At 39.8% G+C, this 24667-nt stretch carries 19 protein-coding genes and 1 other annotated feature; of the genes, 15 read left to right on the top strand and 4 right to left on the bottom strand.

What is annotated here, in order from left to right; all coding sequences use genetic code 11:
- Positions 1–42 precede the first annotated feature (42 nt).
- The 5 genes from tig (at position 43) to yihA (ending at position 8203) form a co-directional block, all read left to right on the top strand.
- Entirely contained in the window at positions 43–1329 is a 1287-nt protein-coding gene (gene tig / locus H514_RS0121750; RefSeq protein ID WP_027448868.1) for a trigger factor, read from the top strand.
- Between the two features lie 458 nt (positions 1330–1787).
- Entirely contained in the window at positions 1788–3065 is a 1278-nt protein-coding gene (gene clpX / locus H514_RS0121745; protein ID WP_027448867.1) for an ATP-dependent protease ATP-binding subunit ClpX, read from the top strand.
- 283 nt (positions 3066–3348) lie between these two features.
- Positions 3349–5013 (top strand): ATP-dependent protease LonB, encoded by a 1665-nt coding sequence (lonB, locus tag H514_RS0121740; protein WP_027448866.1) that lies wholly within the window; start codon positions 3349–3351, stop codon positions 5011–5013.
- A 281-nt stretch (positions 5014–5294) separates the two neighbouring features.
- Positions 5295–7619, top strand: a complete 2325-nt coding sequence (gene lon / locus H514_RS0121735) for an endopeptidase La (RefSeq protein ID WP_027448865.1) — start codon at positions 5295–5297, stop codon at positions 7617–7619.
- Positions 7616–8203, top strand: a complete 588-nt coding sequence (gene yihA, locus H514_RS0121730; RefSeq protein WP_027448864.1) for a ribosome biogenesis GTP-binding protein YihA/YsxC — start codon at positions 7616–7618, stop codon at positions 8201–8203. Before lon ends, yihA begins: the two co-directional genes overlap by 4 nt.
- A gap of 105 nt (positions 8204–8308) precedes the next feature.
- Here the strand turns inward: yihA and H514_RS0121725 are convergent, their stop codons facing one another.
- Positions 8309–8794 (bottom strand): LiaI-LiaF-like domain-containing protein, encoded by a 486-nt coding sequence (locus tag H514_RS0121725; protein ID WP_027448863.1) that lies wholly within the window; start codon positions 8792–8794, stop codon positions 8309–8311.
- Positions 8795–9031: 237 nt separating this feature from the next.
- On the opposite strand from H514_RS0121725, the gene hemA reads away from it, so the two are divergent.
- The 8 genes from hemA to H514_RS0121685 all read left to right on the top strand — a co-directional run bounded on the left by hemA (position 9032) and on the right by H514_RS0121685 (position 18101).
- A complete protein-coding gene (gene hemA / locus H514_RS0121720; RefSeq protein WP_027448862.1) occupies positions 9032–10399 on the top strand; it encodes a glutamyl-tRNA reductase in 1368 nt (455 codons plus the stop codon).
- A 16-nt stretch (positions 10400–10415) separates the two neighbouring features.
- Complete coding sequence (locus H514_RS0121715) at positions 10416–11237, top strand: cytochrome C assembly family protein (protein WP_027448861.1); 822 nt, start codon at positions 10416–10418, stop codon at positions 11235–11237.
- A gap of 18 nt (positions 11238–11255) precedes the next feature.
- Entirely contained in the window at positions 11256–12185 is a 930-nt protein-coding gene (hemC, locus tag H514_RS0121710; protein WP_027448860.1) for a hydroxymethylbilane synthase, read from the top strand.
- Positions 12185–12967 carry a uroporphyrinogen-III synthase gene (locus tag H514_RS0121705; RefSeq protein ID WP_027448859.1) on the top strand — a complete coding sequence of 261 codons (783 nt, stop codon included), beginning with the start codon at positions 12185–12187 and terminating at the stop codon, positions 12965–12967. The genes hemC and H514_RS0121705 overlap by 1 nt, the downstream gene beginning before the upstream one ends.
- 28 nt (positions 12968–12995) lie before the next feature.
- Positions 12996–13976, top strand: coding sequence for a porphobilinogen synthase (gene hemB, locus H514_RS0121700; RefSeq protein ID WP_027448858.1), 981 nt, complete (start codon positions 12996–12998; stop codon positions 13974–13976).
- Positions 13977–13988: 12 nt separating this feature from the next.
- Positions 13989–15278, top strand: a complete 1290-nt coding sequence (gene hemL, locus H514_RS0121695) for a glutamate-1-semialdehyde 2,1-aminomutase (RefSeq protein WP_027448857.1) — start codon at positions 13989–13991, stop codon at positions 15276–15278.
- A 733-nt stretch (positions 15279–16011) separates the two neighbouring features.
- Complete coding sequence (gene spoVID / locus H514_RS0121690; RefSeq protein WP_027448856.1) at positions 16012–17022, top strand: stage VI sporulation protein D; 1011 nt, start codon at positions 16012–16014, stop codon at positions 17020–17022.
- A gap of 59 nt (positions 17023–17081) precedes the next feature.
- Positions 17082–18101, top strand: coding sequence for a phosphotransferase (locus tag H514_RS0121685; protein ID WP_027448855.1), 1020 nt, complete (start codon positions 17082–17084; stop codon positions 18099–18101).
- Here H514_RS0121685 and H514_RS0121680 read toward each other — a convergent pair.
- Positions 18098–18286, bottom strand: a complete 189-nt coding sequence (locus H514_RS0121680) for a hypothetical protein (protein WP_027448854.1) — start codon at positions 18284–18286, stop codon at positions 18098–18100. The genes H514_RS0121685 and H514_RS0121680 overlap by 4 nt on opposite strands.
- Positions 18287–18418: 132 nt before the next feature.
- Positions 18419–18640: a binding site (T-box leader), on the top strand.
- Positions 18641–18717: 77 nt separating this feature from the next.
- Here H514_RS0121680 and H514_RS0121675 point away from each other — a divergent pair.
- Positions 18718–21360 carry a valine--tRNA ligase gene (locus H514_RS0121675; protein WP_027448853.1) on the top strand — a complete coding sequence of 881 codons (2643 nt, stop codon included), beginning with the start codon at positions 18718–18720 and terminating at the stop codon, positions 21358–21360.
- Between the two features lie 33 nt (positions 21361–21393).
- Here the strand turns inward: H514_RS0121675 and H514_RS0121670 are convergent, their stop codons facing one another.
- Together H514_RS0121670 and H514_RS0121665 are read right to left on the bottom strand one after the other, a co-directional pair.
- Entirely contained in the window at positions 21394–22251 is an 858-nt protein-coding gene (locus H514_RS0121670) for an ATP-grasp domain-containing protein (RefSeq protein ID WP_027448852.1), read from the bottom strand.
- A gap of 1 nt (position 22252) precedes the next feature.
- A complete protein-coding gene (locus tag H514_RS0121665) occupies positions 22253–23152 on the bottom strand; it encodes an ATP-grasp domain-containing protein (RefSeq protein WP_027448851.1) in 900 nt (299 codons plus the stop codon).
- 108 nt (positions 23153–23260) lie between these two features.
- On the opposite strand from H514_RS0121665, the gene H514_RS0121660 reads away from it, so the two are divergent.
- Complete coding sequence (locus H514_RS0121660; protein ID WP_027448850.1) at positions 23261–24511, top strand: bifunctional folylpolyglutamate synthase/dihydrofolate synthase; 1251 nt, start codon at positions 23261–23263, stop codon at positions 24509–24511.
- Positions 24512–24667 lie beyond the last annotated feature (156 nt).

Below are 24667 nucleotides of genomic sequence, written 5' to 3'. Positions count from 1 at the left end.
AACATACAAAATGACTATTAAATAGATTTTGGAGGGAAAATCATGTCTGCAAAATGGGAAAAATTAGAGGGCAATGAAGGTCAACTAACAGTAGAAGTTGATTCTGCTGAATTTGATCGTGCTCTAGATCAAGCATTCCAAAAAGTAGTAAAACAAGTACAGGTACCAGGTTTCCGTAAAGGGAAAGTACCTCGTCCAATTTTCGAACAGCGTTTCGGCGTTGAATCTCTTTATCAAGATGCTTTAGACATCATTCTTCCGGAAGCATACTCAAATGCTGTAGAAGAAGCGGGTATTAACCCAGTAGATCGTCCAGAAGTAGATGTTGAGCAGATCGAAAAAGGTAAAAACTTAATTTTCACTGCGAAAGTAACTGTGAAGCCTGAAGTAGAACTTGGCGACTACAAAGGTCTTGAAGTAGAAGCACAAGATACAACAGTTACAGATGAAGACGTTGAAGAAGAATTAAAGAAACAACAAGAGCAGCAAGCTGAACTTGTTGTAAAAGAAGAAGGCACGATTGAAAACGGCGATACAGTTGTAATGGACTTTGAAGGTTTCGTTGATGGCGAAGCATTCGAAGGCGGCCAAGCAGACAACTATTCTCTAGAAATCGGTTCTGGCACATTCATTCCAGGCTTTGAAGAACAGCTACTAGGTAAATCTTCTGGAGAAGAAACAGAAGTAGAGGTTACATTCCCTGAAGAATACCATGCTGAAGAGCTAGCTGGTAAAAAAGCTACATTCAAAGTAAAAGTTCATGAAGTGAAAACAAAAGAACTTCCTGAAATGGACGATGAGTTCGCTAAAGACGTAGACGAAGAAGTTGAAACGTTAGACGAGCTTAAAGAAAAAACAAAGAATCGTCTTCAACAAGAGAAAAATACTGAAGCAGAAAATGCGAAGCGTGAAGAGCTTGTTAACAAAGCAACAGACAATGCTGAAATTAACGTACCTCAAGCAATGGTTGATTCTGAGCTTGACCGTATGGTTAAAGAATTCGAACAGCGTTTACAAATGCAAGGTATGACTATGGAAATGTACTCTCAGTTCACTGGTCAAGACGAAAACGCGCTTAAAGAGCAGATGAAAGATGATGCTGAACAACGCGTTAAAACAAACCTTGTATTAGAAGCAATCTCTGAAGCAGAAAATGTCGAGGTAACAGAAGAAGACGTTAATGCTGAGCTTGAGAACATGGCTTCTATGTATCAGACAAATATCGACAACTTGAAGCAGATGCTAGGTGGTAACACGGACGCTGTTAAAGAAGATCTTAAGATCAAAAAAGCGATTGACTTCCTTGTTGCTGAAAGCAAGACTGCATAATGTAGAAAACAAGGCGCGATATGTCGCGCCTTGTTTTTAAATATTCATGGGAACGTTTTCTCCCAAAATGAATTATAAAAACGTGTGTTTTTGAGAAAAATATGATAAGGTTCTCAACATAAGCTGATGCTTTACATACACTAGGTGTATCATGTTAAGCTAAAGTTGACTTCTAACATACACATGTACATAATGAATACATATGGATTAAGTACTGTTTAGAACATGACCCCTTTTACTTTTCGTACCATTTATATTTTGATATGATACTGGAAAGGCACATAATGTTTACACGTTTTAGAGTTTGTTCAAGTTATTTCGGGTAAACTAACAGAAGAACTTCTGTTGCACATGACCCATGGTAACAAAAGCTCCTAAATCAATTGGAGTGTTACTTTGAGCACGCTCTTTTGTGACTATGTATAGATTAGGTACCATATACTTTGTGAGGTGAAAACATGTTTAAATTTAACGAAGAGAAGGGACAATTGAAGTGTTCTTTCTGCGGAAAAACACAAGATCAAGTCCGCAAATTAGTTGCTGGACCTGGCGTATATATATGCGATGAGTGTATTGAACTTTGCACAGAAATCGTTGAAGAAGAACTTGGAAGCGAAGAGGAAGTGGAATTCAAAGAGGTTCCAAAGCCTCAGGAAATCAATGAAATACTAGATGATTATGTCATTGGTCAGGATATGGCAAAGAAATCCTTATCTGTGGCAGTTTATAACCACTATAAACGTATTAATGCAGGCCAGAAATCAGATGATGTTGAGCTTTCTAAGAGTAACATCTTGATGCTTGGACCAACTGGTAGTGGTAAAACATTACTAGCACAAACATTAGCACGTATTTTAAATGTACCTTTCGCTATTGCAGACGCAACATCTCTAACAGAAGCAGGTTATGTAGGTGAAGATGTTGAGAACATCTTGCTTAAACTAATCCAAGCAGCTGATTATGATGTTGAAAAAGCTGAAAAAGGTATCATTTACATTGATGAAATTGATAAGGTTGCTCGTAAATCTGAGAACCCATCTATTACACGTGACGTTTCTGGTGAAGGTGTACAACAAGCCCTTCTAAAAATTCTAGAAGGAACGGTTGCAAGTGTACCTCCTCAAGGTGGTAGAAAGCATCCTCATCAAGAATTCATCCAGATCGATACTTCCAATGTGTTGTTCGTTGTGGGTGGAGCGTTTGACGGTATTGAACAAATCGTTAAGCGTCGTTTAGGTAAGAAAGTAATTGGTTTCGGTTCTGAAGACCCAGGTGCAGAGGATCTAGATAAAGGTACAGCTCTAACGAAAGTACTTCCAGAGGACCTACTACGTTATGGACTTATTCCTGAGTTCATCGGTCGTCTTCCTGTTATCGGTGCACTTGAGCCACTAGATGAAGATGCTCTTGTTGAAATTCTAACGAAACCGAAGAACGCATTAGTAAAACAATATCAAAAGCTATTCCAAATCGACTCAGTTGAGCTTGAGTTTGAAGAGGAAGCATTACGTGAAATTGCACGCAAAGCAATTGAACGTAAGACAGGTGCGCGTGGTCTTCGTTCCATTATTGAAAGCATCATGCTAGATGTAATGTACGAATTACCATCTCGTGAAGATATTGAAAAATGTATTATCACAAGTGATACAGTTACAAAAGACAACGGTCGTCCAAAGCTTGTCTTAAGTGATGGTACAGTTAAAGATGAAAATGAAACACCTAAAGAAAGTGCTTAAATAAAGGTATCTTTAAAAGGTTCCTAATAAGGGGCAATCAACCTAAAGAAATCCTACCCATGTTTGGTAGGATTTCTTTGTTTTAGAGAGGAAGACAGTCCACAACATTCATCATCTTAGAGGGTGTGTTGTTTTCTTAGTGGAGTTGTGTTTAATGTGGACAATTGAGGAGATACTAGCTGATAACATATAAGATTATTGAGGTTGTTCGAAAAGTTATGGAATAGTAGTTATTCTACTACCACTTTTTGATCGCGCTCGCATAGGTACAGGAGGAATCTTCATGTCATTAGCTGGTATTGCCCTTTTTGTCCAATTGTTCTTTGGGGTTGTTATTGGGCTTTATTTTTGGAACTTACTAAAGAATCAACGAACACAAAAAGTAACAATTGACCGTGAATCAAAAAAAGAGTTAAGTGAACTACGTAAAATGAGACAAATCTCACTATCTGAGCCATTATCTGAAAAGGTACGTCCTCGTTCCTTTAAAGATATTGTGGGACAACAAGATGGGATTGAGGCGTTACGTGCCGCTATATGTGGTGCGAACCCCCAACATGTTATTGTGTACGGACCTCCAGGGGTAGGGAAAACAGCTGCAGCAAGGCTTGTCTTAGAAGAAGCTAAACAATACGTAGAATCACCATTTAAGCAAGATGCTGTATTTGTTGAACTTGATGCAACAACTGCACGTTTTGATGAACGAGGCATTGCAGATCCTCTGATTGGCTCTGTTCATGACCCAATTTATCAAGGTGCCGGTGCAATGGGACAAGCGGGTATCCCGCAACCCAAACAAGGGGCTGTATCAAATGCTCATGGCGGAGTGCTCTTTATTGATGAAATTGGAGAGCTTCATCCGATTCAAATGAACAAACTGTTAAAAGTATTAGAGGATCGCAAAGTCTATTTTGAAAGTGCATACTATAGTGAAGAGAATCAGCAAATTCCTTTACATATCCATGAGATATTCAAAAAAGGGCTTCCTGCTGACTTTAGACTTATTGGAGCCACAACACGTACTCCTGAAGAAATCCCTCCAGCAATCCGTTCACGCTGTTTAGAGGTGTTCTTCAGAGGCCTTGAACAATCAGAAGTGATTGAAGTTGCGAAGCGAGCAGCTGAGAAGATCCAGTTCAATGTCGAAGAAAAAGCATTAGAAGCTTTAGCAGGGTATGCTCGGAACGGTCGTGAAGCCGTAAACTTGATTCAAATCGCTACAGGTATTGCTAAAAAAGCAGAGCGTGATACCGTTACACAAGCTGATATTGAATGGGTAGTCGACGCTTCACAATTAGAGCCAAGATACGAGAAAAAGGTATTTGCGGAAGACCAAGTTGGCGTAGTAAACGGTTTAGCTGTATTTGGTCCGAATTCTGGTGCATTATTAGAAATTGAAGTGACCGTTCTTCCGACAAATCAACAAGGTACAATTAACATTACAGGGATTGCAGAAGAAGAAAGCATTGGCAATCAAAGCAAACAGATTCGCCGAAAAAGCATGGCAAAAGGCTCTATTGAAAATGTGTTAACGGTATTAAGGTCATTAGGCGTTCCTGCTCATGAATATGATATTCATGTTAACTATCCTGGTGGAGTACCGGTCGATGGTCCTTCGGCAGGTGTTGCAATGGCCTTAGGGATTTATTCCGCTATTAACAAAATTCCGGTTAGGCAAGATGTAGCTCTTACAGGTGAAATTAGTATTCATGGACATGTTAAACCTGTTGGTGGGGTAATGGCTAAAGTAAAAGCTGCTAAACGAGCTGGAGCGAAGAAAGTCCTTATTCCACATGACAATAAACAAGAGATGTTTGAAAAGATTGAAGGGATCCAAATAATACCTGTTAAACACATTCAAGAAGCGTTAACATTAAGTTTAGCAGGAGATATTCAATCATTATTGAAAGAAAAACGAATTTTTCAAAATCGATCACAAAGTTTGTAAGAAGGAGTTCAAGTCAGTTTTAACGCCTTAAAGCTGACTTGAACAAATTTCATGAATCCACCTAGGAGAAATGAAACATTTTACAAAGATTTTTGTTTTCATTATACTTTTAAAGAACCATATCACATGCAAGATTTATGAGTAAGCTCACAGGATATTAAATGAATCACATATAGGCAGATTCGCTCATGTTTTTTAGATAATCTGTTTACAATATGTTCGAGTCCGCTCAATTCTTCTTGTAATAGGGAATATGGCATACATATGGAGGTGTCAGAATTATGGCTGAAAATAATATCATTCACATCCCCCTCCTACCATTACGTGGTCTTTTAGTTTACCCTTCGATGGTTATGCATTTAGATGTGGGTCGAGATAAATCTGTTAACGCCGTTGAAAAAGCAATGGTAGAAGATAATTTCATTTTTCTTGCTGCCCAAAAGGAAATAAGTGTTGATGAGCCTGGGGAAGAAGATATTTATAAAATTGGTACGTTAGCGAAAATCAAACAAATGCTCAAGCTCCCAAACGGAACGATTCGTGTTTTAGTGGAAGGGCTTAACCGCGCAGAGATCCAAGAGCATTTAGATGAAGAGGAATACTTCAAAGTTGCGATTCAAAATCTTGATGAGGAGCATGGAGATCAAGTTGAAGAGGAAGCACTTATGCGTAATCTTCTCCAACAATTCGAGCAGTACATAAAAGTCTCGAAAAAGATAAGTGATGAAACCCTTGCTTCTGTTAAAGATATCGAGATTCCAGGACGTCTAGCAGACATTGTTACATCTCATTTGTCATTGAAGATAAAGGATAAGCAAAAAGTTCTTGAAATGGCGAATGTAAAAGAGCGTCTACAGCACATTATCGATATTATTAATAATGAAAAAGAAGTACTTCATCTGGAGAAAAAGATTAGTCAGCGTGTCAAAACGTCTATGGAGCGCACACAAAAAGAATATTACTTGCGTGAACAAATGAAGGCGATTCAGAAAGAACTTGGCGATAAAGACGGAAAATCTGGTGAAGTTCAAGAATTGAAAGAAAAGATTGACGAGTCTAATATGCCAGAGCGTGTTGAAGAAACAGCTCTTAAAGAGTTAGAACGCTATGAAAAGATCCCAAGCAGTTCAGCTGAAAGCTCTGTTATTCGTAACTATATTGAATGGCTTATCGCACTGCCGTGGGTGGAAGAAACAGAGGACAACCTGGATATCCCGCGTGCAGAGGATATATTAGATGAAGATCACTATGGTCTTGAAAAAGTAAAAGAGCGTATTCTTGAATACCTAGCTGTTCAAAAACTTACAGAGTCCATTAAAGGGCCTATTTTATGCTTAGTAGGGCCTCCTGGTGTCGGGAAAACATCTCTAGCTCGATCAATTGCACGTTCTATGAATAGAAATTTTGTTAGAGCTTCTCTGGGAGGCGTTCGTGATGAGTCTGAAATTCGCGGACACCGTCGTACGTATGTAGGGGCAATGCCAGGTCGAATTATCAATGGGATGAAGAAAGCAGAAACGATCAACCCTGTGTTTCTTCTAGATGAAATTGATAAAATGGCGAGTGACTTCCGTGGAGATCCATCTTCTGCGATGCTAGAAGTATTAGACCCGGAACAAAACAGTAATTTCAGCGACCACTTTATTGAAGAAACATACGACTTATCCAACGTCATGTTCGTTGCCACTGCGAATAACATGGCAACCATCCCTGGACCATTGTTAGACAGAATGGAAGTCATTTCAATCGCTGGTTATACGGAATTAGAAAAACTTCATATTGCAAAAGAGCATTTGCTGCCTAAGCAGGTTAAAGAGAATGGTTTAAAGAAGAGCCATATGCAAGTGCGTGAGGAAGCATTACTCAAGTTGATTCGTGAATATACACGTGAAGCAGGTGTTCGTGGTTTAGAGCGTGAACTTGCCTCCTTATGTCGTAAGGCTGCTAAGCTTATTGTTTCTGATGAGAAAAAGCGTGTTGTTGTGACGGAAAAACAATTAGAAACACTGTTAGGTAAGCCTAAATTCCGCTATGGACAAGCTGAAACAGAGGACCAAATTGGAGCAGCTACCGGATTAGCTTATACAACAGCAGGTGGAGATACACTCTCTATTGAGGTTTCAATGTACCCTGGAAAAGGAAAGTTAACCTTAACAGGGAAGCTTGGCGATGTAATGAAGGAATCCGCTCAAGCTGCCTTCAGTTACATTCGTTCAAGAGCAGAAGAATTAAACATTGATCCAGAATTCAGTGAGAACAATGATATTCACATTCACGTTCCAGAAGGGGCGACTCCAAAAGATGGTCCTTCAGCAGGAATAACAATGGCTACAGCACTTGTGTCCTCTCTGACAGGACGCCCTGTGCGAAAAGAAGTAGGTATGACTGGGGAAATTACACTTCGAGGACGTGTTCTACCGATTGGTGGGTTAAAAGAGAAATCACTGAGTGCTCACCGAGCAGGTCTAACAACGGTGATCATGCCTAAAGAAAATGAAAAAGATCTAGAGGACATTCCGGAAAGTGTACGTGAAGGATTAAAGTATATCCCGGTTGAACATCTAGACGAAGTATTAAAGCATGCATTAGTGGAGGAGAAATCATGAAAGTCAATCAGGCGGAGCTTGTCATAAGTGCCGTTAGTAAGAAGCAATATCCAACTGAACCCCTGCCAGAAATTGCTCTGGCAGGTCGTTCGAATGTGGGGAAGTCTTCATTTATTAACAAGATTATTCAACGTAAGGCCTTAGCACGTACGTCATCCAAGCCTGGTAAGACTCAAACGTTAAACTTTTATAAGATTAACGATGCTTACTACTTTGTGGACGTTCCTGGCTATGGATACGCAAAAGTATCGAAGAAGGAACGAGAAAAATGGGGCAAGATGATGGAAGAGTATTTCGCAGAACGCGAAAACTTAAACATGGCCGTTCTTATTATTGATATCCGTCATGATCCTACGAATGATGACGTGATGATGTACGACTTTTTGAAACACTTTGACCTACCTGTAACCGTTATTGCTACAAAGCTAGATAAAATTAAACGAGGTCAAAGAGCCAAGCACTTACAGCGTATTATCCAAGTCTTAGAGCTTGAAGAAGAAGATACAGTAATTCCTTTCTCTGCCGAAACAGGTGAAGGAAAAGATGATGCATGGAAAGCTATCTATGCACACTTAAATAATTAGAAATGAACTCCCCCTTTCCTTTGATGGTAAGGGGGGGTTTTTTGATCAAAAATTGCATTAGAAAACGCCTAGTCAAGGACCAGGCGTTCCATAAAGATTAATAATTTATTTCTTTTTGATCAATAATATGTATAAACCAATCGCAATTAGAATCAGTGGCCAAAATGTTTCAATGAAGTTTACAAAAACCGTTACCCAGTAAAACCATTCAGGCTTATTGGATACAAACATGGCGAAAAGTGCAATAATGACTAGTATGAGTCCGGGAAACAGACCGTGTTTCGTTTTTTGATATCGCAAAAGAAAGGCTATTCCGATGATTAATGGATACATTCCCCAGTGGTCAAGCCAAAAACTATAGGTTTGCATGCCATGGAAATGGACACCTAAGCCCAACAATATGGCTCCAATAAAGATGGTTTCATATTCATTGGCAATGTAGCTATGTAGAAGTAGCGCAACACCAATAATCATTAGAATGGTTGTCCAAGAATAAAAATTTGTAATAATTGGGATTTCTAGTTCTTTCAACATGAAATATGCACCAATTCCGATCAGTAAAATGCCAGTAAAGGTGTGTTGTTTTTTCAAAAGAGGGCCTCCTATCCTGCTGTGATGAAAACGGTGTTCTTGATTGTAATGGTACGTTATGTTAAGGTACTAACGGTATTATTTATAAGGATAGATCAACATACATTTAGCTATATCGTACCATAACGTTTCAATAACTGTTCACATTTTTTATAAAAAAGGGCTACGTTCCCATGTTATAATGAAACAAGATGATAAAAAAGAATGAAGGTTTAAGTTTGTTGGGGGTGTGAAGTTGTGCATGTATTAGTTGTCGGTGTAAATTATAAAACGGCCCCTGTTGAAATTCGTGAAAAGCTTACATTTTCTGAGAATGATGTGACGGAAGCTATGAAATCCCTCAACCATCAGAAAAGTGTGCTAGAAAATGTAATTATTTCAACCTGTAATCGCACAGAAATCTACGCTGTGGTCGATCAACTTCATACAGGTCGTTATTACATTAAGCAGTTCTTAGCTGATTGGTTTCAGATTGATAAAGCAGAATTCTCTCCATTCCTTTCTATGTATGAAGCGGATGGAGCTATAGAGCATTTATTTAGAGTCACATGTGGCCTTGATTCTATGGTCATTGGAGAAACGCAAATTCTTGGCCAAATGAAGCAGTCCTTCTTACAGGCTCAAGAGGCGAATACGACAGGCACAATGTTTAATCAACTATTTAAGCAAGCGGTGACGTTAGCAAAACGTTCCCATAAAGAAACAGAAATCGGGGAAAATGCGGTTTCTGTAAGTTATGCTGCCGTTGAACTTTCGAAAAAGATTTTTGGCGACCTGTTAAATAAACATGTTGTCATTCTTGGTGCTGGAAAAATGGGCGAGCTTGCAGCGAAAAACTTGCACGGTTCTGGTGTGAAAAAGGTAACGGTTGTGAATCGTACTTATGAAAAAGCGCAAGAGCTTGCTGCTGAGTTTAATGGACAGGCTAAATCCATGCAAGACTTAAATGAAACATTAGAAACAGCTGATATACTGATTAGTTCAACAGGAGCAAGTGATTATGTGATTACGAAAGAGTCCTTGCAATCTGTGCATAAGAAGCGTAAAGGACGTCCCCTGTTCCTTGTTGATATTGCGGTTCCACGGGATCTTGATCCATCACTTGATGACCTTGATTCTGTTTTCTTATATGATATCGATGACTTACAAGGAATTGTAGATGCAAACCTTGAAGCTCGTAAAGAAGCAGCAGAGGCCATTGAATTGATGATTGAAGCAGAAATTGTAACGTTTAAAGAGTGGTTACAAACGATTGGTGTCGTGCCGGTAATTTCAGCACTTCGCAATAAAGCGCTCAATATCCAATCTGAAACGATGGAAAGCATTGAACGAAAAATGCCAGACTTAACTGAGCGTGAAAAGAAAGTACTGAATAAACACACGAAGAGTATTATCAATCAAATGCTTAAGCAGCCTATTCTTCAAGCTAAAGAATATGCAGCTGAGCCCAATGCTGAACAGCAATTAGAGATGTTTAAGCAGATCTTTGGTATTGAAGAAGAGGTTCAGCAAGAACTGCAAAAACAACAAGCGAAAAGTCAAAAAGCCATCCTGGACAGCGATGGGAAATTATCCTTTCAGACTGCTCCAAACGTAACTAATTAAAAGGGGAATTTCCTTTATGTTCGAATTAAAATGGCTTTATGAACTCATTATTATGGTTTATTGTTTAAGTTTGATCGGCTATTTTATAGATTTTATTCAAAATAACCGGAAGGCAAACCGTATTGCCTTCTGGTTACTTTCTATGGTTTGGGTTCTACAAACCTTTTTTTTATTGAGCCAGATGCTTTTGAATTCGAATTTTCCGATAGCCACAATCTATGACGGACTCTATTTTTACTCATGGATACTCGTAACATTTTCATTAGTGATTAACCGTTTGTTTCGCGTGGATTTCTTTGTGTTCTTCACGAATGTCTTAGGATTTTTCATGATGATGCTACACATTTTCTCACGAGCACAGCATGATGCCACAGAACAAGCGCTTCGCCTTGTGAGTGAATTACTTGTAACCCATATCACTCTAGCGATGGTATCCTATGGTTTCTTCACTTTCTCTTGTATTTTTTCCGTGATGTATTTACTACAATATCGTTTATTAAAAGAGAAAAAATGGAGCAAACGTTTAATGCGTTTAGGGGATTTAGGACAATTAGATGGGTTATCATATATCGCTGTGGTACTTGGAGTGCCCTTACTTCTCATTGCCATATTATTAGGTTTTGTATGGGGGTATATTTCAGGAGATACGGTGTATATCATTGATTCAAAAACAGTTGGTTCCATTATCGTATTAATGGTGTACTTAGTTTATTTATTTATGCGTGTTGTGAAAGGGTATCAAGGAAGAACGATGGCTCTTTATAACACAGGCGCATTTCTATTTTTACTTGTAAATTTCTTTTTATTTGGCACATTGTCAAACTTTCACTTTCTATAAAGGTCAGGAGGCACTTCGATGCGCAAAATTGTCGTAGGTACAAGAAAAAGTCAATTAGCATTAACTCAAACAAATTGGGTGATCGAGCAGATGAAAAGCATTGCTCCTTCATATGATTTTGAAGTAAAAAAAATCGTAACCAAAGGCGATAAGATTCTTGATGTCACACTCTCTAAAGTAGGCGGAAAAGGATTGTTCGTAAAAGAAATTGAACAAGCCATGTATGATAAGGAAATTGATATGGCTGTTCATAGCATGAAAGATATGCCTGCAGAAACACCAGAAGGTCTAACAATTGGATGTATTCCTATTCGAGAAGACCATCGTGACGCATATATTGCAAATGACAATGTACTGCTTAAAGATCTTCCTAACGGTGCAATAGTCGGAACGTCCAGCTTACGCCGTGGTTCGCAAATTAAAGCATCTCGTCCTGACCTTGAAATTAAATGGATTCGCGGCAATATCGACACACGCCTTCGGAAGTTAAAGGAAGAGGACTATGACGCGATTATCCTTGCGACAGCTGGTTTAAAACGTATGGGTTGGTCAGATGATGTCATTACCGAATATTTAGAACCTGATGTATGTGTGCCAGCCGTTGGACAAGGTGCGCTTGCAATTGAATGTCGTGAGGATGACAGTGAATTACGCGGTCTTCTTGATCAATTGAACCATGAATACACGTATCGAACGGTCATTGCTGAGCGTACATTCTTAGATCTTTTAAATGGTGGTTGTCAGGTACCGATCGGTGGATATGCTTATCTTGATGGAGACGAAATTGTCCTTACAGCTATGGTAGGTACATCAGATGGAACGACGATCTTAACCGAGCAGGTACGTGGTACAGATTCTGTAGAAGTTGGCCGTGAAGCTGCGAATCTTATCATTAATCGTGGCGGAGCTAAGATCATTGAAGAAGCTAAAGAGGAGCTTGACCAATAATGCTTCCGCTAGAGGGAATGCGAATACTTGTGACGCGTGAATCACAACAAGCGAAGCCCTTTACAGATATGATTACACAGCGAGGCGGAATTTCAATAGAAATTCCGCTTCTTGTGTTTCAACGATCCAATGATCTGACCACCAAACGAAAACTGGAACAAGTTTATGATTATGAATGGATTGTGTTTACTAGTTCCAATGGGATTCATCATTTTTTTGATTGGTTAGAGGAACTAGAAATAGATCAATCCTATTTAAGTCAGAAACGTTTTGCTGTGGTGGGCGATAAAACAGCTCAGTCTCTGTTAGAGTACGGCTTTTTAGCAGATTTTGTTCCTGATATATATACCGGAAAACAACTAGGCGAATCCTTTGCAGAAACAACGAATGACAAAACTTCTCTCTTAGTTGTTCAAGGAAACCTTTCCAAACAAACAGCAGCACAAGAATTAAAGGAACAGGGCCATAGGGTCGAAACAGTCACTGTGTATGAAACGCATGTAAATGTTAAAATAAAAGATGGATTGCAAGAGGAACTTCTATCTCATTCACTAGATATTTTGACATTTACCAGTCCTTCAACAGTTCGAGCTTTTTGTTCTCTTGGAGAAGGTGCCATAACAGAAGATACACTGTCTAAGCCATGTTTGTGTATAGGTTCTACAACTGAGCAAGAAGCAAAATCTTATGGTTTTAGCCATGTAGTCGTTCCACACACATTTTCTATTGAAGGAATGATAGAAGCGTTGGAAGCTTATCAAAAACGTCACAAAGAGGGTTAAAATCCCCCTTAGAAAGGATAAGATACATATGAAAGATCTACAATTTCAAAGACATCGCAGATTACGTACTACAGACTCTATGAGAGCACTTGTACGTGAAACACACTTGCAAACACAAGATTTAATCTATCCCATTTTCGTGGTAGAAGGTGAAGGAATTAAAAAAGAAGTACCATCCATGCCAGGAGTATTTCACCTTTCACTTGATTATCTGACTGAAGAAATGAAAGAAGTACGTGGTTTAGGCATTCGTTCAGTAATTGTATTTGGCGTACCAAAAGAGAAAGATGAAGTTGGTTCTCAGGCTTATTGTGAGACAGGCATTGTTCAACAAGCCATTCGTCAAATTAAGCAAGATGTGCCAGATCTAACGGTTATTGCTGATACGTGCTTATGTCAGTACACAGATCATGGACATTGTGGCGTTGTACGTGATGGTGAGATCGTAAACGATGAATCTCTTACATTGCTTGCGCAAACAGCTGTGAGCCAAGCGAAAGCTGGTGCAGATATCATTGCTCCTTCAAATATGATGGATGGTTTTGTGGCTGCGATTCGTCAAGGATTAGATGAAGCAGGGTTTGTAAACACACCAATCATGTCCTACGCAGTAAAGTTTGCGTCTGCCTTTTATGGACCATTCCGAGATGCAGCGCATAGCTCACCTCAATTTGGGGATCGCCGTGCTTATCAAATGGACCCAGCAAACCGTTTAGAAGCTATTCGAGAAGCGCAATCTGATGAAGAAGAAGGAGCAGACTTCCTAATCGTAAAACCGGGTCTTTCTTATATGGATATTATGCGTGAACTGAAAGATCGCTTCCCACTTCCAATCGTTGCTTACAACGTAAGTGGTGAATATTCTATGATTAAAGCTGCTGCACAAAATGGATGGGTGAACGAAGAAGAAATCGTTCTTGAAAAGCTAACATCAATGAAACGTGCTGGAGCAGACTTAATTATTACGTACTTTGCAAAAGATGTAGCCAAATATTTATCTCAACAATAAAGGAGTGGTAATGTGCGCGAATTCAAACAATCTCAAGAAGCATTTCAGGAAGCAGTTCAATATATGCCAGGTGGGGTGAACTCCCCCGCACGTGCCTTTAAATCAGTAGAAATGGATCCACTATTTATGGAGAGCGGCAAAGGATCTAAAATCTATGATATTGATGGTAACGAGTATATTGATTATGTGCTAAGCTTTGGCCCACTAATTTTAGGTCATGCTGATGATCAAGTAGTAAGTCGTTTAAATGAAGTGGCTGCAAAAGGGACAAGCTTCGGTGCACCAACTACACTTGAAAACGATCTAGCAAAGCTTGTTATTGATCGTGTGCCATCCATTGAAATGGTTCGCATGGTAAACTCCGGTACAGAAGCGACTATGAGTGCATTACGCTTAGCTCGTGGATATACAGGTAAAAACAAGATCATTAAATTCGAAGGAAACTACCATGGCCATGGTGACTCCCTTTTAATTAAGGCGGGTTCAGGAGTAGCAACACTAGGTCTTCCAGATTCTCCAGGAGTTCCAGAGGGTATTGCTAAAAACACGATTACAGTGCCTTACAATGACCTTGAGAGCATCCGTTATGCTTTTGAAGAGTACGGTGATGATATAGCAGGTGTCATTGTAGAGCCTGTCTCTGGAAATATGGGTGTTGTTCCTCCGAATGATAATTTCTTACCTGAACTTCGTAAGATTACAGAGGACAAAGGTTCTCTTTTAATTTTTGATGAGGTTATGACAGGCTTCCGTGTGGATTACAACAGTGCACAAGGCTTTTATGGTGTAACGCCTGACTTGACTTGTCTTGGAAAAGTTATTGGTGGAGGTCTTCCTGTTGGAGCTTATGGTGGTAAAAAAGAAATCATGGAGATGATCGCTCCAACTGGTCCAATTTATCAAGCAGGTACTCTATCTGGTAACCCACTTGCTATGGCTGCGGGTTATGAGACCTTAAGTGCTCTTACTCCAGAATCTTATGATGAGATTAATCGTAAAGTTGATCGTTTAGTAGAAGGCTTTACAAAAGCGGCAGTGGACCACAATATTCCATTAACCGTAAACCGCGCTGGTTCAATGGTTGCATTCTTCTTCACAAGTGAAGGGGTTTATAATTATGATACAGCGAAAAAAGCGGATACGGACCTTTTTGCGAAGTTTTATCAGGAAATGATTCAAGAAGGCATCTACTTGCCACCAGCTCAATTTGAAGGATTATTCTTATCCACGAAGCATACAGATGAGGATATCGAAAAAACAATCGAAGCTGCTGAAAAGGCATTTTCACGTATTGCGAAATAAACCATTAACGCCCAGGGGATCCCTGGGCGTTTTTTATGTTTCTTCCACATAAGCCCCCGTTTATGGAAGACTTAGCTTCGAGATAAAGCGCGTTTGGTTCCGTTGCTTTTGTGGAGAGCGGCGGGCTGTGGGGGGGGTTGGTTTCCCCGGAAGACCGATCGAGCTTCCTCGTCACTTCGTTCCTGCGGGATCTCGCTCGCCCTTTCTACCGGAGGAGTCAACCCGTTCCACAGCCCACCTTAGCCGAATGGAGATTAACGGAACCTCCTTAGTTCAGGGCTGAGGTGTTCTGTTTCCAAGTAGTATAATCCTGTCATGACAAGGGTCTGAACAACTTCTCTTACTATGATTTCCAAAAAATCTGAGGTGAGGAAAGCTAAATTATGGTCCGTTAGTTTCCATAATCGCGTGGAGGGAAGGAAACGGCAAACTGTCGTGGTACAAAGGGAAGACGAGACCCCGCAGGCACGAGGAGGCTCGGCTTTTCTTCCACAACAGGCTTGCCGTTTCACTGACCGCAACAAATTACACAACAGCAACGGACTCCTCTCAGTTTCAAGTCTTCAACATAACTGCCAGATTGCTGAACTACTTCTACTTTTTACACACCCCCTAAAGCCAAAAACAGAACCATCCCCTGTTCATTAGTCATAATTGGACTTCCTCCCTCATATAGTTGTAAGGACATAAAAGATCGAGAGGTCCTGTATGGAATTGAAAGGAGGAAAAGGATTTGACATACGATGATCAGAATGTATTTTCGTTTCATTTGAATGAGTCCCTTTGGTTCAAAAGAGGACAGGAAGTAGACGAATTCATGGGCATTTCGTTAGAACCTGATATTGCAATTCAGGAAAATGATGATACTGTGTCCATTCGTGGTGTCATTGAATTAGCAGGAGAATATTTTCAATCAGAAAGCGCTGAAGGTGATAGTGATCAAGAAGAAGAATCGCAAGTGCTTTCCTTACGTGATCATGCATCAAAACGTACGATCGAAAATATTGATACACATGAAGATGGGGTGAGCGAGTTTTATCATCGTTTCCCGGTCGAAGTCTCCATTCCAAAACACCGTATTCACTCGTTAGAAGACGTAACGGTAAGTATCGACTCGTTTGATTATGAATTACCTGAACAAGGTCACCTAAAGCTTAATGCAACTGTAGCGATTCATGGAGTACAAGAAGAGCGTACCGATGAGGCTTCTCAGGTAGAAGAACGAGAAGCTGAAACAGAGCCGGCAGATGAATTAGAAGAAAGTTTTTCAATTGACCAAAAGTTTGTAGAACCTGTTCAAGAAACAACGCAGGATACTTCTGATACAACAGAAGAGGAAGAGGATGCAGAGGGTCGCTGGAACTTTAAAAAGAAATCTCAATCCTTTGCTGAATTCTTTGGTCAAGAACAAGAAGAAGATCAAGGTGATGATGAATATGAAGAAGAATCACCAGAATATTACGATGAAGAAGAAAGTCGAGATGAGATAGAGGTTAAGGAACAACAGAGCGATTCGGATTCTGATGACGAAGAAGCACCTGATGCTCGCTATCTAACCTCAATGTTCCAAAGGGAAGAAGAGCCTTATGCCAAAATGAAGATGTGTATTGTACAAGAGCAAGATACCCTTGGCACAATCGCTCAACGGTATAAGGTGCCGCCAACGCATTTGAGTCGTGTGAATAAATTAGGCGATGAAGATGTCTCAGCTGGCCAAATTTTATATATCCCGACGAAACAATAAGTATGATAAGCGAGAAAGGGATCCTTTCTCGCTTTTTCAATTAGGGGAGGGCAGAATGTATGAAAGATGTCCTAAAAGAGGTGTTAGCTTACTACGGTTTAAGTATGGTTGATTATGAAGCTTACACTTCTAGAGTATATAAGGTTCGAACCCATTATGGTGATGTTGCGGTTAAGCATTCTCGGCTGACGGATGAAACTGTCTATAATTGGCTTGAAGTATATGAACAAGCTAAAAATCATAGAATCCAATCTTTTATTCCGCTATATATGACCTCAGAAAAGCAACTATTTGTCCGAAACAAAATGGGGATTTTTTATGCGATGCCGTGGGTTGATACACCCCATCGTGATACTCCTCCATATCCATTTGAGGCTTTATACTCGACAATGGGTGAGATCCATCGACGTACATCTCATACAGAAACGGTAAAAAGAGAAGATTTTGAACCGTTTATCGAACATCAAAAAAAGCAATTAGAGAGCTGGCGTGAACGTCTAGAGGAAGCTGTTATACAGTTTGAAAAACGTCATTATATGCCACCCTTTGAACTACAGGTTTGTACACATTTTCGTAATGTCATGTATGCATTTCAAAGAAGTGAAGAGTGGTGTGACCGTTTTTTAGAAGATATTGATGAAGATAAAACGTTCCGACAAGCTCTGAGTCATAACCATCTTAAGCCGACTCATTTTTTATATGATGACAATCAACCTTATGTATTAAATTGGGAACGTGCTTCAATCAATCATCCGATGCATGACCTGACGACATATTTTTGGCAGGTCATGCGCTACCATGACGCACCTATTGATCAAATAACAACAACGTTCTCATCTTATGAAGACCAGTTTCCATTAAAGAATAGTGAACGTAGCTTGCTGGCCATCTACTTACTTCAGCCTGATCATTATATGGAGCAAATCGAGCGATATGTAAATGGTGCCCGAGAAGGTGGGCAACCGTTTCGTGTACAGAAGCTCGAGCGATCTTATTTTGTTTTAAATAATGCCTTACAAATTGAAGAACAGCTCGAGCAAACGCGTACGTATATTCAACAAGAACAGGAAGAAACCTAAATCCATTCAAGCTGAAAGGCGATAAACAAACCTACTAATATACCGAGTAAGAAAACATCAAAGGTGGTTGGGAATAATAAAGTTCGAATGATTTGGAAGATTAAGATGGGTAACGTACATTTTTCTATAATAAACAGCCAGTGGCGACACCAGGGTGGAAGTTTATAACGATAAAACCGTCCCATTGCACCTACTCCTTCCATTTTTACGTATTTTTATTATCATATGCAAAGAGTGAGCCCAAAAGTGAAAAAGTTTCGCAAAAAGATTGACTTCTAACAGGGAAAGTGGATAAAATAACAAGTACAAATCGATATCTAAATGCCGTGAAGGGGAAGAGTATGAGAACAATCCTTAAAGAGAGGGAGCCATTTGGTGAGAGGTTCCTAGGCACTTGAACTCAGAATGTCGCCCCAGATGCAGTTTCTTTGAACAATAGTAGAAGAAACCGGAGTCCATCCGTTAATGTATGAAGTGTACAGACAGACGTATGTCGTTTGTAAATAAAGGTGGTACCGCGAATCCTTTTCGTCCTTTTTCTGGGATGAAAAGGATTTTTTTATTGTTTAAATCGTGGTTTCCCTTCATGGCCGTTTAAAAATAAGGAGGCAAAAACATGGAACAAAACGAAGTTTCCCTGCCAACGAAGTATGACCCGAATGCCATTGAGCAAGGTCGTTATCAGAAATGGGTAGAGGGCAAGTATTTTGAAGCGAAAAATGACAAAAGCAAAGAGCCATTTACAGTGGTTATCCCGCCGCCAAACGTAACAGGTAAGTTGCACCTTGGTCACGCTTGGGATACAACGCTACAAGACATCATCACACGTGTGAAGCGCATGCAAGGCTATGATGTATTATGGTTACCAGGAATGGACCACGCAGGTATTGCAACACAGGCTAAGGTTGATGCAAAACTTCGTGAACAAGGCGTATTTCGTCACGATCTTGGTCGCGAGAAATTCCTAGAAAAGTCTTGGGAATGGAAGGATGAATACGCATCTTTCATTCATAAGCAATGGGAGAAGCTTGGTTTAGGTGTAGATTACTCTCGCGAGCGCTTTACCCTTGATGATGGTTTATCTGAAGCGGTTAAAGAAGTATTCGTAAACCTTTATGAAAAAGGCTTAATTTACCGTGGTGAATATATTATCAACTGGGACCCAGCCACAAAAACAGCGTTATCAGACATCGAAGTTGAATATGAAGATGTTCAAGGTCACTTCTATCACATGAAGTATCCGTTAAAAGACGGAAGTGGTCATATTGAGATTGCGACTACACGTCCTGAAACCATGCTAGGTGATACGGCTGTAGCGGTGCACCCTGAAGATGATCGTTATAAAGACCTTATCGGTAAAACGGTTGTTCTTCCTATCGTAGGTCGCGAAATTGAAATCGTAGCTGATGACTATGTAGATATGGAATTCGGAAGCGGTGCTGTTAAAATTACACCAGCTCACGATCCAAACGACTTTGAAATTGGAAACCGTCATAATAAAGAACGCGTTCTTATTATGAACGAAGATGGTTCAATGAACGAAAATGCTGGTAAATATCAAGGTATGGACCGTTTTGAGTGCCGTAAGCAGCTTGTTCGTGATCTTCAAGAGGAAGGAATCCTATTCAAAATTGAAGAGCACCTGCACTCTGTAGGACACTCTGAGCGTAGTGGAGCCGTTGTAGAACCTTATCTTTCCACTCAGTGGTTCGTTAAGATGCAACCTCTAGCAGACGAAGCGATCGCCTTACAAGAAGGAGACGATAAAGTTCAATTCGTTCCAGATCGTTTTGAAAAACCGTACCTGCACTGGATGGAAAACACACGTGACTGGTGTATTTCTCGTCAGTTGTGGTGGGGTCATCGTATCCCTGCTTGGTATCACAAAGAAACAGGGGAGCTTCATGTAGGAAAAGAAGCACCTTCTGACATTGAAAACTGGTACCAGGACGAAGACGTTTTAGATACGTGGTTCTCATCTGCATTATGGCCGTTCTCTACTATGGGCTGGCCTGACGAAAACGCAGAAGACTACAACCGTTACTTCCCAACTGATGTACTTGTAACTGGTTACGACATTATTGGATTCTGGGTATCTCGTATGATCTTCCAATCCTTGGAGTTCACAGGTCGTCGTCCGTTTAAAGACGTATTAATTCATGGTCTTGTACGTGATGCTGAAGGCCGCAAGATGAGTAAGTCTCTTGGTAATGGTGTGGATCCGATGGATGTGATCGACAAATACGGAGCTGACTCCTTACGATATTTCTTATCAACTGGATCAACACCAGGTCAGGACCTTCGCTTCCAGTGGGAAAAAGTTGAAGCAACATGGAACTTTGCGAACAAGATCTGGAATGCTTCTCGTTTCGCATTAATGAACATGGATAATCTTCAATACGATGAGATCGATCTGACAGGTGAAAAATCCATCGCTGATCAGTGGATCTTAACTCGTTTGAACGAAACCATCGATCAAGTAACGAAAAACATCGATAAATACGAGTTCGGTGAAGCGGGGCGTCACCTATACAACTTTATCTGGGATGACTTCTGTGATTGGTATATCGAAATGGCGAAGCTACCACTTTACGGTGAAGATGAAGCGAAGAAGAAAACAACTCGCTCGATCTTAGCTTACGTATTAGATAACACGATGCGCATGCTTCATCCATTTATGCCATTCATTACAGAAGAAATTTGGCAGGCACTACCGACAAAAGGTGAATCCATCACAACAGCATCTTGGCCTCAGGTTCGTGATGAGTTCCACAACGAGCAGGCTTCAGAAGAAATGAAACGCCTTGTTTCCATTATTCGTTCTGTTCGTAATATTCGTGCTGAAGTGGATACGCCAATGTCTAAGGAAATCCAGCTTATGATTAAAACATCTGATGATACAATTGCTGCCGAGCTTGAAAAGAACAGCAACTATCTTGACCGTTTCTGTAATCCAAGTGAGCTAACAATAGGTGCAGACATTCAAGCTCCTGAAAAAGCGATGTCAGCTGTTGTAACAGGTGCAGAACTGTATCTTCCGTTAGAAGGTCTCATCGATGTTGAAGAAGAGATTGCCCGTCTTCAAAATGAATGGGAAAAGTGGAACAAAGAAGTTGATCGTGTTCAGAAGAAACTTTCAAACGAGAAGTTCGTTGATAAAGCACCAGAACACATCGTTCAAGAAGAACGTGATAAAGAAAAAGACTACCTTGATAAACGTGAGAAAGTAGAAGCGCGTATTCAAGAGTTGAAGTCATAAAGCATACAAAAACCGTTTAGCCCTTTTATGGGTCTAAACGGTTTTTATTTTCCTGCAGATATAAGAGACGTATAACTCCAAAATATTGATTGAGCTTTTCGTATATAAGGTTCTACTCCCTACAACATCCTCAATCTCATTCAATAATAATTGGTTTTTCTCGTCGAAAAGAAAATCTATGCCTACCATACCAAATTCAAAAGGAGCCATAACTTTATGTACAAGCTGCCTTTCCTCCTGGGATAGTTCATACAACGAGGCTGAACCACCAAGGGTGTAGTTAGCTTTGAATTCATTTGCGTTTTCCCGAAGTATGGCACCGACAATTTTGTTTCCAACCACAAACACCCGTAAATCTTTTCCTAACTGTGGGGCTGGTTTTTGAATGACAAGATCTTGTTTAGGTTCGAAAGGGAGTTCAAGTAAATCATCTTTATTTTCCACCCAATACACATTCCTGCCGCCTCTTCCATGAACGTCTTTCGCGATAAGTGGGAAGGAAAAAGGAATGTAGGGTAAGGCCTCTCCTTTTAGAAAAAGGGTATCAACCATCGGGACTCCTTGCTGAGTTAATAATTGATGCGTTTTGGCTTTGTCATTACAAATCTGAGCTACGTGAGAAGAATTAAAGCAAGGCACGCCTAAAAGCTCTAGCTGTTTAGTAAAAAGTGGATCTATCGTGCGAACGACAGCAAAATCAGGTAGGTCTATCCTTTGACCTTCTTCAAAGCAGACGAATTGATGCTCCTGAACACCTATATGGAAAGACTCTCTAAGTTTTAAATGGAGAGCTAACCCTTGCTTTCTCGCTTCCTCAATAAACATATCGATAAATGAACGGTTACGGTCAGCATCTTCCTTTTTGTATATCAACCAGCCGGTTTTACTCATTTTATTTGTCTTCCTTTCGGGCAAACCATTCTATGATATAGTTGATCATATCATCTGCAACATTAACGCCTGTACAGTTGTATATGTTACGAATATGAGCGTTTCCATTGATCTCACATACAATAGGCTCGTCATTTGGACCGAACAACAGGTCGACTCCAGCAAAATCTGCACCGATGGCTTGGCTCGCTTTAATGGCCAAGTCTTTTTCTTGTTTAGATGGTTCATAAGGTTTCATATGACCGCCAGCGCTTACGTTTGCTCGGAAATCATCATCGGCATATCTGAGCATAGAAGTAACCACCTGATTTCCGACCACATTTAAGCGAACGTCACGTCCATAACTGGATGAAATAAATTCTTGAAATAGAAACGGCTTGCCTTGTATTTCTTTAAGCTTATCGAACATTTCTTCCTGGCTATTTATCAAATAAACTTGCTCACCAAACGAACCATATGCTTCCTTTATAATCAATGGAAAGCCAATTTGCTCACAAACATTTTGAAAGCTCTCCGCATCGATTTCTTTTGTACCAGGAAAAATTTTTGGCCCTAGAATCGTCTTAGGAATGGGAATACTGTGTTGAGCTAAAAGCTGATACATCAAACCTTTATGATCACATGCTTCGATGGCAAAGGAAGAGTTAAACACAGGAACACCCATCTGTTCAAATTGACGAGCGAGAAGAATATCCTTGTCTCCAAATACAACAAAATCGGGTAAGATATCTTTTTCTACGATGTCACTTTTACCGGTTCCAAGCAACGAAAGTAGGTGATGGTTTGGATAAACGTCCATCTCCATTTCTTTTCTTGAAGCGGCATCGCGTATCCATTTGGCATAATCTAAAAACTTATCTCCTGGCAAATGGCCATTATAAACAATCCATCCAGTTAACATAAAAAACATCCTTTTTATAATAAATTCCTATCCATTTTAGGAATATCATTTATTCTATGCAGTATTTGTTCTATAGTAAGAAAAGAAACATATGAGGAGGCTCCAGAGATGTTTTCATCAATTCAAGAGGCTCAAACTTTTATACAAAGTCGAAAAAACTTAGGAATTCGTCCTGGCTTAGGTCGAATGGAAACGATGCTTGAAAAATTACAACATCCAGAACAGGCTATAAAAGCTATACATATTGCAGGTACGAACGGAAAAGGTTCTACTCTAACGTATATAAAGCAAGTTCTAATGGACGAGGGTCTACGGGTAGGTAGCTTTGTATCTCCTTCCATGGGAAACATCCAAGAACATATTTTCATTCAAAATGATCCAATTTCAGATGAAGACTTTATAGAACTCGTTAATGAACTCTATCCTATTGTAGAAGAAATGGATCAAGAAGAAAATGGACCTACTGAGTTTGAACTGATTGTTATGATCGCTCTATTATATATGAAAGATCAAACAGACATTGTTCTCCTTGAAGCAGGAATGGGCGGAAGAGAAGATTCCACAAACATTCTTACTCCCATCTTGAGTATTATAACAAACGTGGGATACGATCATATGCATTTCCTCGGAGATACACGTTCTGAGATTGCATATCAAAAGGCAGGCATTATAAAAGAGGGCGTACCTGTTGTAACAGGGGTTATGCAGCCAGAGGCGAAACAAGTTATTGAAACAATAGCCCAAGAAAAAAAAGCGCCATTATTCAGTTTAGAAAACGAGTTTACGATCTCTTTATCTACATATACAAGTGAGTCTAGAATAATAGAAGACGTAGTGCTCGGTATGAAAGGGCCCCATCAATTCAGAAATGGAGCAATAGCCCTAAAAGCTCTTGAACTGATTCTTGAAGATTTTGATGACATGAAAGTAAAAGAGAGCTTAGCAAAAGCAGGCTTGCCAGGTCGTTTTGAACATATACACGATAAACCAACGATTATTGTAGATGGTGCACATAATTTTGAAGGGATTCAAGCTTGTATGGAAACAGCCCAAGCTTGGTATCCGGATAAAAAGAAGCAAGTATTATTCGCGGCGTTTAAGGATAAGCCAGTGAAGCAGATGATGGAATATGTGAGTAAGCATGCTGATACGATCACGCTAACAAGTTTTGATCATCCAAGGGCTACTCGTATCCAGGACTTAAAGGCTCAATTTGACGGTGAAGTTTATTCGATAACGGATGATTGGGAGGACTTTATTCGAGATTTTGTTGAAATAGATAATCAAGATATTCTTTTAGTAACAGGTTCATTACATTTCATTGCTAAAATCCGACAGTTTATGAGTCTTTACGACTAAAATGCGTTTTTTGTTTAAAGGATAGGGGATATGTTCGTGAAAACTTAAAATATGTAGCTATACCTCGAATTTATGCATGATTTAGGTGTACTGAATTTTTTGAAAACATAGGATTTATGTGCTATGCTATTAGTATTATTTAAAATTGAATTTTCT

Source organism: Pontibacillus marinus BH030004 = DSM 16465 (assembly GCF_000425225.1).
Lineage (GTDB): Bacteria > Bacillota > Bacilli > Bacillales > BH030062 > Pontibacillus > Pontibacillus marinus.
Note: the sequence above shows the minus strand (reverse complement) of the source record. Positions and strands in the feature narration are given on the sequence as shown.